Raw genomic sequence first — 12,829 nt, forward strand, 5'->3', positions numbered from 1 at the left:
GGACGGCGAGGAACAACACGATGGACGCACTGCGTCCCGAGGACCCCGAGTCGCTCGGCGGGCACCGGCTGCTCGCCCGGCTCGGCTCGGGCGGCATGGGCACGGTGTATCTGGCCCGCGCCGCCGACGGAACGCCCGTCGCCCTGAAGGTGATCCGGGCCGAGTACGCCGCCGATCCGGCGTTCCGGGCCCGGTTCCGCCGTGAGGTACGGCTGGCAAGCGGGCTCACCGGCGCCTGGCTGGTCCCGGTGGTGGCGGCCGACCCCGACGCCCCGGCACCCTGGCTCGCCACCGCCTTCGTCCCGGGGCCCTCACTCACCGAGGCGATGGCCGCCGGGCCGCTGCCGGGACGTACGGTCGCCGTCGTCGGCGCCCGGCTGGCGGCGGCCCTCACCGAGGTGCACGCGGCGGGTCTGGTGCACCGGGACGTCAAACCCGGCAACATCCTGCTCGCCCTCGACGGGCCCCGGCTGATCGACTTCGGCATCGCCCAGGGCGCGGGCGTGACCGTACTGACCGCCCCGGACATGGTCGTCGGCACGCCCGGCTATCTCTCTCCCGAGCAGACCCGGGCCGTCGACGGGGAGGTCGCGGCGCCCAGCGACGTCTTCGCCCTCGGCTGCGTCCTCGCCTACGCGGCCACCGGGCGGCGCCCGTTCGGGACCGGCGACCCGGGCGCGGTGCTGTACCGCACCGTCCACGAGGAGCCCGACCTCGACGGGCTCGCCGCCGTCGTCCCGCCGGAGCTGGCCGGGGCGATCACCTCCTGTCTGGCCAAACACCCGGCGGACCGGCCCACCGCCGCCGAACTCCGGGCCGTCTGCGAGACCGCCGGAGGCGTCGGGGCCGTGGAGGGTGGTGCGCCCGGCGGGGCGGACTGGCTGCCGTCGACGGTGGTACGGCTGGTCGCCGACCGCTCGGCCCGAGCCCTGGACCCGCCGCCCCGGCCCGCCGGAGAGACCACGGTCGCGTTCCCCGCCGGACCCGGCGGGCGGCGCGCCACCCGGCGCCGGGCGCTGATCATCGGCGGCTCGGCGGTGGCCGCCGTCACCGCCTCCGGCGTCGGCGCCGCGAACCTGATGTTCCGCCGCGACCCGGACGGACAGCGGGACGACCCCCGCCCGGTCCCCACCCGGACCATCGGCCTCCAGGCCGACTTCTCCGGCCCCGGCAAGGCAGACGCCACCGCCCAGGAACGCGGCGCGCGGCTCGCGATCGCCGCGCACAACGCCCGGCGCGACCGGCCCTTCCGGCTCGCCCTGGCCGTCCGCGACGACCGGGGCCGGGCCGCCGAATCCATGACGGCCGCCCGGCGGCTGACCGGGGACCCCGCCGTGTGCGCGGTGATCGGCCCCACCACCACCGCCGCCGTACGCGCCGCGGTCCCCCACTACACCGCCGAGTCGATGCCGATCCTCCTCGTCTCGGCCGACCCCGACGACACCGGGACCGCCCTCACCGACACCCGTACCCTGATCGCCGCCAGGGCCGCCGGCTCGTACCGGACCTACCCTGTGCTCTCCTATCTGACCCGGGTCGCCGACAGCAGCCGAACGGCCCTCGTCGAGGACGCGGCGGCAGGCGCCGAGGCCCGCTCGATAAGCCGGAATCTGTCCGAGGCACCGCCCAACGGGGGAACGACGACCGTCCATGTGATGCCCGCGAACCGGACCGACTTCACGACGGTCGTCCGCGAAGCACTGGCCACCCGGCCGCAGGCGGTCGTCTTCGCCGGAACCTCCCCCACCCGGGCGGCGGCCTGCGCCCGGGCCCTCACGGCGGCCGGGTTCACCGGCGCCCGCACCGGCTTCGAACCCGCGATGCGCCCGGCGTTCCTCGAAGCGGCCGGACGCGCCGCCGACGGCTGGATCTTCGAGGCGCCCTACACCGACGCGGCCTCGGCCACCACCAAGGCGGCCCGCGCCTTCACCGCCGCCCACCGCGCCCGCTACAACGCGCCACCGGCCCGCTGGTCCGCCGAGGCGCACGACGCGGTGGGCCTGATCGCCACCGCCCTCGCCGCATTCGGCTCCCGCGCCTCGGTCACCCCCGGCGAGGTCGCCGAACGCGTCTTCCGCTCCAGCTACGAGGGCGTGGCGAAACCCCTCGCCTTCCAGGCGAACGGCACGCATATGCTGCAACTGGAGAGATCGGCGTTTCTCTACCGCGCGGAGAAGTCGAAATTCCGCTTCCTGGGCCGCTTCGACCAAGTCAAGTAGCGCCGCGTTTCCCCCAAGTGGGGGCATCCCTCCCCGCCCGGAAGGCCCCCGGGCCGCGCCCCGCCTGTGGTCGCTCGCGCAGTTCCCCGAGTCCCTCATACCGAGGGCGACGCTCGGGAGAGCATTAGGTGGCGCTGGGGGTCCCCCCGTCGCCGAAGGCACAGGGGGAGGAACTGCGCGACAAGCGGGGTGGTGGTTAGTTGATGTCGTCGTCGGGGGAGGGTCCGGCGCCGTGTCGGGTGGCGCAGGTGGGGCAGGCGTATTGGACGAGTGGGGGGCCGCTGGCTCGTTCGGTGACGCCGACTATGACGGGTGCTCCGGTGGGGTGTCCGCAGTAGGCGCAGGGTGGGGTGAAGGGCTGGGGGGTGGTGAGGAGCGCTTCGCGGGTCATGGGGGTTACCTCGGCGGAGCCCCGGTGGGCTGGTCGGGGCGTTTCAGGGGGGTGGGGGTGTGATGGTGGCGGTGTAGCGGCCGGTGTGGTCGGTAGTGGAGAAAGTGACCGGGTGGCCGTCACGTAATCGGTGGTGGGCGGCCCCGATGAGTCGGGGGTGGGCCCAGTGGCGGAGTTCGGTGGGGGCGTCGCCCGGGTGGTCGGCGTACCCGGGCAGGCGGCGTAGCGTGCTCCCGGCCCAGGGGGTGTGGGGGTCGGGGTCGAGGCGGTCGGCGATCCGGTGGGCCCGGATGCAGGTCCAGCGCAGGGCCCGCCCGGGATACGGGGTCTCGAACGTCCCAAGCGTCACGCGGGCGGTGCGAAGCGTTCCGTAGACGGGCCCCTCGGCGATGAACTCCACGCGGTAACCGGCGGAAGTGGTCACGGTGTTACGTCCTGCCGGGCGGAGGGTTCCACTGGACGGTGTCGCACACCGCCCGCGAGAACCTGCGGTGACCGGTCACACTGAGATGGAACGCCATCCACACCTCGGCGTACTCCGCGTCCACGGGCCGCGCGTTGCCGGGTTCGGGCGGCACCTGTCCGCACCGGGGAGACCCCGACACGCACTCGACCTTCAGGGACACGCCCTCGGACGCGACCGCGTCCAGGGTCCAGTCCCGAAACCGCGACACCCCGTCCCCGCTCACGCGTCCGGCCCGGCAGCCGCCACGGGCACACCGTCGTGCGCCGGATGGCGCCGCAGCAGCACCCGACAGTCCACGGCCCGCGACACATCCCCCGCCCGCCGCGCCTCCTCCAGCAGGGCGCGCAGCCGTTCGCACTCCCGGCACTGTTCCGTCGAGTTCACAGCACACCTCCGGCACGGCGGTTGCGGCCCGTCACCTCAGGGCGAAGACGCGCCATGGTCGGACTGAACGAACGGTCATCCGAGCCCGCGTCCGCGTCGGTGTCGGCGTCCGCCGGGACCGCGTCCGGGCACTTCGGACCCCCGCACTCACACGGCGGCCAACCGGGAGGCATCAGGACTGGGGTTCGCATGGGCGGGGGCCCGGATTGTTGGTCTTTCGTTCCATCTGCGCTCACACCTTCGCTCCTCTCTGTAGTGGTTCCACTACCAAGGAGGCTCAGGGTGACCTACAGTCGGGGCCCCTTCAACATGCCGAGCGGGGAGGGCACGCCATGGTCAATCGCAAGGAACTCAACCCCGACAGGTCGCCGCAGGCAGCCTTCGGAGCCCGTTTACGCAGACTGCGCGAGGCGCAGGGCTGGACCCAGGACGACCTGGGTGAACGCATGGGCTACTCCGGCAGGCACGTCTCCGCCGTCGAAGTCGGCCGCAAAGTGCCGACGCTCCCCGTCGCGCGCAGCGCCGATACGGCGCTGGGACTGACCGGCAGCGCCGACGCTTTCGAGCGTGAGTGGCGCGACATGGTGCACGGCGTGATGTTGGAAGGCTTCCCGGAGTACGTCGGCTACGAGGCCCGCGCGGCGGAGATCCGGCTCTTCGAGGTGGGCGCGATTCCCGGACTGCTCCAGACGCCGGAGTACGCGGCGGCGATAGAGCAGAGTGTGGTGATGCACGGCGCGATTCCCCCGGAGCAGGCCGCCGAGCGAATCGAGTTCCTGACCGAACGACAGACCGCTTTGGCCCGCCCTCTCCCGCCCGTGATCATCGTGGTTCTGGACGAGAGCTGTATCCGTCGACTGGTGGGCGGTCCGAAGGTCATGGCCGCCCAGTTGGCACGGCTGATCGACTTCGCCGAGCAGTCGCACACCGTGCTCCAGCTCGCCCCCTACGAACTGGGCGAGCGCCGACCGTTCAAACGACAGGTCAACCTTCTGACCATGGCCGACCGCACCGTGATGTCCTACGTCGAGTCCGAGACCCAAGGCCATCTGGACCGCGAGATCGGCTCCGTAGTACCGCTGTTGAGGGCCTACCATCAGCTTCAGGCCGTATCGCTCTCTCAGGCAGCATCCGTAGAGATGATCAACCAGGTTCGAAAGGGCTTCTTGTGACTACCGACTCCCCCGCTCAGCGTTGGGTCAAGTCCTCCTACAGCGGTCAAGGTGGCACCTGCGTCGAGTGGATGCCGTCCCACGCCTCCGCGACCGGCATAGTCCCCGTCCGGGACTCCAAGCGTGAGGACGGCCCGGTTCTGATGGTGTCCGCGTCGGCCTTCGCCGGGCTGGTCACCCTCGCCCGGTCCGCCAGGCCGTAACGCCACCACGCGGACGTGGACTGAGGCTCCGCACGCACCACGAGGGCTCCGTTCGGTGACTGACCGGGCGGGGCTCTCTCGTGCGACCACCCACGGGCGGCAGTCCCGGACGGAGCGTCAACCACCCACGGCGAGGGGATCAGGGGCGCGGGGAACTGCGCGACCAGCCGCAGGCGGGGCGCGGGCCGCGACGACACGTCAGCCGACCTCGGCGGGGCCCGGATCCGAGAAGGCGCAGCCACGCTTGAGCGCCGACGCCCTCGCGAACGTGTCCAGCGCGCGGCGGGCCCCGGGGTCGGCCGAGCCGCCCCGGAGGACGTACAGCCCGCACGCCGTGTTCCGTACGACCACGGATTCCGCCCGGTCCGGCTCACGGGCGGCGTACGGCCCGTAGAACGCCTCCAGGGTGTAGCCGCCCCGGCCGCGCGGCGAGCCGCCGAACTGCTCGGCGCCCGGTGTGCCGACGACCCGGCAGTACTCTCGGGGCGAGAGTCCGTGGCCGCCGCCGTCGGCTACCCGGGCGCCGGGGAAGCCGGGCCGTACGCCGCTACACGCCCCGCGCGCGGCGGCGGGCGGTACCGCCTCGTCGTCGGCGGGCGGGAGCGGCACCGTACGCGGCACGGTCGCCCCGGACGGCATCCCGCAGCCGTATCGTTCGCCCGCGCCCGTGGCGACGGCGGTCACCAGCCGGGCGAGGGCGACCCGTTCGGCGGGGTCGTCGGTGCCGCCGCCCTCGATCGCGGTCTCGGCGGTGACCAGCAGGTCGGTGGCGCAGTCGAGGAGGACGGCGGCCACCTTGCCGTCCTGGTGGAAGCTGTCGTCCAGGAAGCCGTACCAGCCGTGTCCGAGGGGTACGGGGTCCGAGGCGGAGGCCCCGGAGTAGTCGGGGGCGGCGCGGCGCGCGGCCTCGGTCCCGGCCGCCGGTACGGACCGTACGCCGATGTCCACCGAGCCTGCACGGCCCAGGTGTTCACCTGCGCCGCCGCCGGTCCGGACAAGGACGCACCGCAGGTGAAGGGGGTTCGCCGGGTCTCCGCCGCCTTCGGCGATCCGGTGTTCCCGGTCCTCGGCGAGAGGGCCGGGTCCGAGGACGGCCCGGACCTCGGGGGCGGGGGCGAGCCCTTCGCAGGCCGACTCCAGGGCCCGGTCGCGCCCCCGGTCGGAGAGTTCGTCCCCGAAGGCGGCCCACGCGGCGACGCCCGCCATCAGGGCGAGGGCCAGGGAGACCGGGCGGATCCGCCACCGGGACACCGGGGCCGCCGACGGCGGCACGGGCCGCTCCTCGTCGTAGAGGATCTCGCCCGCCGGGCGGTGGTCGCCGGGGCCGCTCATCGGGCCCGCTCCGGGAGTGTCGTGGTGTCGCGGCAGCCGGACCGCCGGGGCCAGCCGTCGGACGCGGCCAGATAGCGGGCCAGCGCGCGGCGCGCGGTCTCCGTGAGCCGGTCGGCGTCGGCACGGGGTATCCGACGCCATCCCTCGGCGTCGGCGGTGCCGCGCGGCGGGGTGACGGCCACCCGGTGATAGGCCCGTACTCCGGCCCGCTTCCCGGGCCCCGCTCCGTCGCACAGGGACGACGCCGATACCGACGCCCGGGGCGTTTCTCCGCGCCACTTCCAGGAGCCGTCGGCGCTCCGGATATTCGACCCGTCGGGGTCGCCGTAGAGCCGGGTTCCCCAGCCGCCGATTCCGCTCACCGCCTCGACTCTCCGCCCGTCGGGGTGTCCGATCGCGCAGACTCCGGTCCGGGTGGCGTACGGCTCACCGGGGTCGGCGGTCCAGCCGCCGCCGATGCCCAGGGCGCCCGGGTCGAGCCAGCGGCAGAGCGCGGGGTCGGCCGCCGGGGTGAGGCCGTCGGAGTCGGCGGCGCCGAGGCCCGTACCCCCGCATCCGGCGCGCTCGGCGACCCAGTCGGCGACGGCGACGGCGGTACGGGCCGCCGCCCGCCGGTCCGCCAGATCGCGGGCCGGTCCGTCCCGGTCGTCGGCCCCTTCGTCCGCCGACCGGTCACGCGGGAGTACGGCCCGTACCCGGATGTCGTTGGTCCGGCCGCCTCCGTGCCGGGTGATGCCGGTGGGACAGTCGAAGACGAGAGTGGCGGCGGCCCAGCGCCCGGTGAGCTGGGAGCCGCCGAGTGCGGACGGCGGCAGGGCCAGCGGGAACGTCTCCCCCCTCTCCCTCGGCAGTGCCGGCGTGTCCTGGTCGGGCTCCCCGACGGCAGTGGCCCGGACCATGATCTCGGCCCCGTTCTCACCGCGCGGGCCGCCGCCGCCCCAGGAGAGCCGGCAGTCGAAGAGCGCCCGGGTGCCCTGGCCGGGGTCGGTGCCGAGGAGGGTGCCGTACTCGGCCGACCGCCCCCGGGAGCCGTCGGGGAGGTACGGGCGCAGCCGCTCGACGGGCAGCAGCCCCCGGCAGGCGCGGTCGAGCTGGGCCCGGTTGTCGGCGAGCCGGTCCCGCCGCTCCAGCGCTCCGGAGGCGGTGGTGCCCACGGCGGCCACCGCGATCAGGGCGAGGGCCAGAGCGATCCAGGTACGGGGCCGGGGTTGCCGTAAGCGCCGGGACCACCGGCCCGCCCGCCCGTCGCCGGTACGTTCCCCGTCCGCTTCCCGCATCCGCCCGCCCCCAGGCTCTCCGGCCCCGGTTCGGGGGCCGCGCGCGGGACGCTATCAAAGGAAGTGCCCGGGCCCGGTCATCACCGGCCGATCCGCCCGCCGAACACGACCGGACCCGACCGGCCCGTACGGACCCCGGCTGACCTGCCCGGACGCTGTCCGACCCCGGCCGGGACATGTCCCGGACAGGGAATCCCTTGCCCCGGCGGCGGGTCCGGGCGGAGGGTGGAGACGCCGCCGCGGCACCGGAGACAGGGGCACTGATCGCGGGAGCGAGGCGGCTACGGGGGAACACACGAATGGCCTCGGCCGACGACACGGGGATCGACCGAGGTCATTCGTCTCGCCGTAAGGAACGCCGCGCGCGGCCACCGAGCACGCGTCGGGTCCGACCGGTACGACCGGCCGGACCCCTGAGCCGCACAGCCACAGGCCGCACGACCACAGGTCGCACGGCCGCGCTGCCGTCCGGACTAGAAGACGGACTCCGCCTCGTTCATCCGCTCCTCGGGAACCTTCTTCAGCTCCCGGACCGCGTCCGCCAGCGGCGCCATCAGGATCTCCGTCCCGCGCAGGGACGTCATCTTCCCGAAGTCGCCGCGGTGCGCGGCCTCGACCGCGTGCCAGCCGAAGCGGGTGGCCAGGACCCGGTCGTACGCCGTCGGTACGCCGCCGCGCTGGACGTGCCCGAGGATGACCGGCTTGGCCTCCTTGCCGAGCCGGTGCTCCAGCTCGACCGCCAGCCGGTTGCCGATCCCGAGGAAGCGCTCATGGCCGAACTGGTCGATCTCGCCCTTGCGGTAGTCCATGGAGCCCTCCGCCGGGTGCGCGCCCTCGGCGACGCAGATCACGGCGAACTTCTTGCCCCGGGCGAACCGCTCCTCGACCATCTTGACCAGGTCCTGGACCTCGAAGGCGCGCTCCGGGAGGCAGATGCCGTGGGCGCCGCCCGCCATCCCGGACTCCAGGGCGATCCAGCCCGCGTGCCGCCCCATGACCTCGACGACCATCACCCGCTGATGCGACTCGGCGGTGGTCTTCAGCCGGTCGATGGCCTCGGTGGCGACGGTGACCGCGGTGTCGAAGCCGAAGGTGCGGTCGGTGGCGGAGATGTCGTTGTCGATGGTCTTCGGGACGCCGACGACCGGCATGCCCGCGTCGGCGAGCATCCGGGACGCGGTGAGGGTGCCCTCGCCGCCGATCGGGATGAGGACGTCGATCCCGTACCGCCGCTGTATCTCGCCGCAGTTCTCGGCCGCCTCGCGCAGTCTGGCTCGTTCCAGCCGGGCGGAGCCGAGGATCGTGCCGCCGCGGGCGAGTACGCCGCTCACCGCGTTGAGGTCGAGGGGGCGGTAGTGCCCGTCGAGGAGGCCCTTGAAGCCGTCCTCGAATCCGATGACCTCGTCGCCGTGCCCGGTGATGGCCCGGTGCACGACCGACCGGATGACCGCGTTCAGTCCGGGGCAGTCGCCTCCGGCGGTGAGCACTCCGATTCGCATCGCGCTGTGTCTCCTGCTCGTCAATGGGACGTTTGAGCCGGAAAACAATTGTTCCACGCCGCGGGGGCCGCCGCTGCCGGTTCCCCCCGGGGCCGCCGCCCGGCTCCTTCTCCGGCTACCCCGGGGAACCCTTCCGACCCCTTCGGCCGTCCCACCAGCACCCGAGGGGCCGGTCGGCACCGGCCCGGTCCCCCCGAGCCGCCCGCCAGGCGCCTAGCGCACCGACAGAGGTATCGTCAAGAGGCACAGACCGCTCACCGGCGGTTTCTTTTGCGGCCCTCACCAGGCCATAAACGCATAAAAGCGATAGAACGCTACGAACACTACAACGGACGAGTCGCACGAACACCACGATGGCGTGAGCGGGCGGACGGGCGGACAGGAGAACACACGTGACGCGCAGCGTGTACGTGACCGGAATCGACCGCGGAGACGGCCGCCAGGTCGTCGAGCTGGGGGTGATGGAGCTGCTCACCCGCCAGGTGGACCGGGTGGGCGTGTTCCGGCCGCTGGTGCACGACGGACCCGACCGGCTGTTCGAACTGCTCCGGGCCCGCTACCGGCTGACCCAGGACCCGGCGACCGTCTACGGCCTCGACTACCACGAGGCGTCCACCATCCAGGCCGAGCAGGGCACGGACGAGCTGGTCTCCCGGCTGGTGGACCGGTTCCACCGGGTGGCCAGGGAGTACGAGGTCGTCCTGGTCCTGGGTACGGACTTCGCCGCCACCCAGCTCCCGGACGAACTGGCGCTCAACGCCCGGCTGGCCAACGAGTTCGGCGCCTCGGTGATCCCGGTGGTCGGCGGGCGGGGCCAGACCGCGGAGTCCGTACGGGCCGAGGCGCGTAACGCCTTCCGCGCGTACGAGGCGCTGGGCTGCGACATCCTCGCCCTCACGGTCAACCGGGTGGCGCCCGCCGACCGGGAGTCGATATCCGAGCGGCTCGCGGCCCGCCTCCCCGCCCCCTGCTACGTCCTCCCGGACGAGCCCGCCCTCTCCGCGCCGACGGTCGCCCAGATCACCCACGCACTCGGCGGAACGGTTCTGCTGGGTGATGACTCGGGCCTCGCCCGGGACGCCCTCGACTTCGTCTTCGGCGGCGCGACCCTCCCCAACTTCCTCACCGCCCTCACCCCCGGCTGTATGGTCGTCACCCCCGGCGACCGGGCCGATCTGGTGGTCGGCGCGCTGGCCGCGCACTCCGCGGGCACCCCGCCCATCGCGGGCGTCCTGCTCACCCTCGACGAGCGGCCCACCACCGAGGTCCTCACCCTGGCCTCCCGGCTGGCCCCCGGCACCCCGGTGATCTCGGTCGCGGCCACCAGCTTCCCCACCGCCGCCGAGCTGTTCCGGCTCGAAGGCAAGCTCAGCGGCGCCACCCCGCGCAAGGCGGAGACGGCCCTCGGCCTCTTCGAGCGCCATGTCGACACCGGTGAGCTGCTGGAACGGCTCGCGGTCGCCCGCAGCGGCCGGGTGACGCCGATGATGTTCGAGCACGAGCTGCTGGAGCAGGCGCGGGCCGACCGGCGCCGGGTCGTCCTCCCGGAGGGCACCGAGGAGCGGGTGCTGCGCGCCGCCGACGTCCTGGTCCGCCGGGACGTCTGCGATCTGACCCTGCTCGGCGATCCGGACGTGATCCGCAAGAAGGCCGCCGATCTGGGCATCGACCTGACCTCCGTACAACTGATCGATCCGCACGCCTCGGAGCTGCGGCAGCCGTTCGCCGAGCGGTACGCGGAGCTCCGGGCCCACAAGGGCGTCTCGGTGGAGCTGGCGTACGACGTGGTGGCGGACGTCAACTACTTCGGCACCCTGATGGTCGAGGAGGGCCTGGCCGACGGCATGGTCTCCGGCTCGGCGCACTCCACGGCCGCCACCATCCGGCCCGCCTTCGAGATCATCAAGACCCGCCGGCCCACGGACCCGGGCGGCGGGGCGGCGATCGTCTCCTCGGTCTTCTTCATGTGCCTGGCCGACAAGGTGCTGGTCTACGGCGACTGCGCGGTCAATCCGGACCCGAACGCCGAGCAGCTCGCGGACATCGCCGTCCAGTCCGCCGCGACGGCCGCCCGGTTCGGGGTGGAGCCCCGGATCGCGATGCTGTCGTACTCGACCGGGACGTCCGGCTCGGGCGCGGACGTGGACAAGGTGCGGGAGGCCACCGAGCGGGTCCGCGCCGCCCATCCCGAGCTGCGGATCGAGGGCCCGATCCAGTACGACGCGGCCGTCGAGCCGTCCGTCGCGGCGACCAAGCTGCCGGATTCGGAGGTCGCGGGCCGGGCGACCGTGCTGATCTTCCCGGACCTGAATACCGGCAACAACACCTACAAGGCCGTACAGCGCTCGGCGGGCGCGGTGGCCGTGGGTCCCGTACTCCAGGGTCTGCGCAAGCCGGTGAACGATCTGTCGCGCGGCGCCCTGGTCGGCGACATCGTGAACACGGTCGCCATCACCGCGATCCAGGCGCAGCCGGTGCGGGAGCGGTCCGCGGCGGCGCCCGCGCCCGTCTGACCCGTACGCCCCCTGTCCCCGTCGTCCCTGTCCCCGCTCCCGTCCCCGGCCGAGTCCCCGGCCCCGCACAAAGAAGGCATCGCACCCGTGACCACGCCCCCCACCTCCCCCGCCGGCGGTACGGCCCCGGCCACGCCGGCCGGACCGTCCGCGCCGTCCCGGATTCTCGTCCTCAACTCCGGCTCGTCGTCGGTGAAGTACCAGCTGCTCGACATGCGGGACGCGTCCCGGCTGGCGGTCGGCCTGGTGGAGCGGATCGGCGAGGGCGAGGCCCGGCTGGTGCACACCCCGCTGGCCGGGGGCGGCGGCGGGCTGCGGGAGTGGACCGGATCCATTCCGGACCACGCGGCGGCCCTGAAGGCGGTCGCGGAGGAGCTGGCGGCGGACGGGCTCGGCCTGGACTCGCCGGAGCTGGCGGCGATCGGCCACCGGGTGGTCCACGGCGGGCTGCGGTTCTCCGCGCCGACCGTGATCGACGAGGAGGTGCTGGCGGAGATCGAGCGGCTGGTGCCGGTGGCGCCGCTGCACAACCCGGCCAACATCACCGGGATCAGGACCGCGCGGGCGCTCCGCCCGGATCTGCCGCAGGTCGCGGTCTTCGACACGGCGTTCCACACCACGATGCCGGAGGCGGCGGCGCGGTACGCCATCGACGTGGAGACGGCGGACGCGCACCGGATCCGGCGGTACGGCTTCCACGGCACGTCGCACGCGTATGTCTCGCGGGAGACGGCGCGGCTGCTGGGCCGGGCGCCCGAGGACGTCAATGTGATCGTGCTCCATCTGGGCAACGGCGCCTCGGCGTCCGCGGTGGCGGGCGGCCGGTGTGTGGACACCTCGATGGGTCTTACGCCGCTGGAGGGCCTGGTGATGGGTACCCGGTCCGGCGACGTCGACCCGGCGGTCACCTTCCATCTGAAGCGGGTGGCGGGCATGTCGACGGACGAGATCGACGTACTGCTCAACAAGAAGAGCGGCCTGGTGGGCCTCTGCGGCGACAACGACATGCGGGAGATCCGCCGCCGGATCGACGAGGGCGACGAGCGGGCGCGGCTCGCCTTCGACATCTACGTACACCGGCTGAAGAAGTACATCGGAGCGTATTACGCGGTTCTCGGCCGGGTCGACGCCGTGGTGTTCACGGCGGGTGTCGGCGAGAACGCGGCACCCGTACGGGCCGCCGCGATCGCGGGGCTGGAGGAACTGGGTCTGGCGCTGGACTCCGGGCTGAACGAGGAGCGGTCCCCGAACGCCCGGATCGTGTCGCCGCCGTACGCGCGGGTCGCGGTCGCGGTCGTCCCGACCGACGAAGAGTTGGAGATCGCCCGGCAGACGTTCGCACTGGTCACCACGGAAACACTCGACTGAGCGAA

Annotated in this window: 12 protein-coding genes; 5 read left to right on the plus strand and 7 right to left on the minus strand. The window is 73.4% G+C overall.

The features are described 5' to 3' along the window. Positions 1-20 precede the first annotated feature (20 nt). On the plus strand, positions 21-2,219 hold the full coding sequence (locus ABZ714_RS18475) for a bifunctional serine/threonine-protein kinase/ABC transporter substrate-binding protein (RefSeq protein ID WP_358826296.1): 2,199 nt from the start codon (positions 21-23) through the stop codon (positions 2,217-2,219). A 196-nt stretch (positions 2,220-2,415) separates the two neighbouring features. Here ABZ714_RS18475 and ABZ714_RS18480 read toward each other — a convergent pair whose 3' ends face one another. From ABZ714_RS18480 to ABZ714_RS18495, 4 genes are read right to left on the minus strand one after another with little or no spacing between them, the layout of a single operon-like run. Further along, the gene (locus ABZ714_RS18480) at positions 2,416-2,610 is read right to left on the minus strand and encodes a hypothetical protein (RefSeq protein WP_358826297.1); all 195 of its coding nucleotides are present in this window, start codon (positions 2,608-2,610) and stop codon (positions 2,416-2,418) included. Between the two features lie 43 nt (positions 2,611-2,653). Then, positions 2,654-3,034, minus strand: a complete 381-nt coding sequence (locus tag ABZ714_RS18485) for a hypothetical protein (RefSeq protein WP_358826298.1) — start codon at positions 3,032-3,034, stop codon at positions 2,654-2,656. 4 nt (positions 3,035-3,038) lie between these two features. Next, the gene (locus ABZ714_RS18490) at positions 3,039-3,284 is read right to left on the minus strand and encodes a hypothetical protein (RefSeq protein WP_358826299.1); all 246 of its coding nucleotides are present in this window, start codon (positions 3,282-3,284) and stop codon (positions 3,039-3,041) included. A gap of 11 nt (positions 3,285-3,295) precedes the next feature. Next, a complete protein-coding gene (locus ABZ714_RS18495; RefSeq protein WP_358826300.1) occupies positions 3,296-3,460 on the minus strand; it encodes a hypothetical protein in 165 nt (54 codons plus the stop codon). A 332-nt stretch (positions 3,461-3,792) separates the two neighbouring features. Here ABZ714_RS18495 and ABZ714_RS18500 point away from each other — a divergent pair, with 332 nt between their 5' ends. Both ABZ714_RS18500 and ABZ714_RS18505 read left to right on the plus strand, forming a co-directional pair. Next, on the plus strand, positions 3,793-4,632 hold the full coding sequence (locus ABZ714_RS18500) for a helix-turn-helix transcriptional regulator (protein WP_358826301.1): 840 nt from the start codon (positions 3,793-3,795) through the stop codon (positions 4,630-4,632). Further along, positions 4,629-4,835, plus strand: a complete 207-nt coding sequence (locus tag ABZ714_RS18505) for a DUF397 domain-containing protein (RefSeq protein ID WP_358826302.1) — start codon at positions 4,629-4,631, stop codon at positions 4,833-4,835. The genes ABZ714_RS18500 and ABZ714_RS18505 overlap by 4 nt, the downstream gene beginning before the upstream one ends. 198 nt (positions 4,836-5,033) lie before the next feature. Here ABZ714_RS18505 and ABZ714_RS18510 read toward each other — a convergent pair whose 3' ends face one another. From ABZ714_RS18510 to ABZ714_RS18520, 3 genes are all read right to left on the minus strand, one after another. Beyond that, positions 5,034-6,167, minus strand: a complete 1,134-nt coding sequence (locus ABZ714_RS18510) for a hypothetical protein (RefSeq protein ID WP_358826303.1) — start codon at positions 6,165-6,167, stop codon at positions 5,034-5,036. Then, positions 6,164-7,444, minus strand: coding sequence for a hypothetical protein (locus ABZ714_RS18515; RefSeq protein ID WP_358826304.1), 1,281 nt, complete (start codon positions 7,442-7,444; stop codon positions 6,164-6,166). Before ABZ714_RS18515 ends, ABZ714_RS18510 begins: the two co-directional genes overlap by 4 nt. 473 nt (positions 7,445-7,917) lie before the next feature. Further along, positions 7,918-8,943: an ATP-dependent 6-phosphofructokinase gene (locus ABZ714_RS18520; protein ID WP_358826305.1), complete on the minus strand. Its 1,026-nt coding sequence runs from the start codon at positions 8,941-8,943 to the stop codon at positions 7,918-7,920. A gap of 392 nt (positions 8,944-9,335) precedes the next feature. Here ABZ714_RS18520 and pta point away from each other — a divergent pair, with 392 nt between their 5' ends. Both pta and ABZ714_RS18530 read left to right on the plus strand, forming a co-directional pair. Then, entirely contained in the window at positions 9,336-11,456 is a 2,121-nt protein-coding gene (pta, locus tag ABZ714_RS18525; protein WP_358826306.1) for a phosphate acetyltransferase, read from the plus strand. Between the two features lie 162 nt (positions 11,457-11,618). After that, entirely contained in the window at positions 11,619-12,824 is a 1,206-nt protein-coding gene (locus ABZ714_RS18530) for an acetate kinase (protein ID WP_358826323.1), read from the plus strand. Positions 12,825-12,829: the final 5 nt, after the last annotated feature.

The sequence above is a fragment of the Streptomyces sp. NPDC006798 genome (assembly GCF_040635975.1).
In the GTDB taxonomy this organism is placed as follows: domain Bacteria; phylum Actinomycetota; class Actinomycetes; order Streptomycetales; family Streptomycetaceae; genus Streptomyces.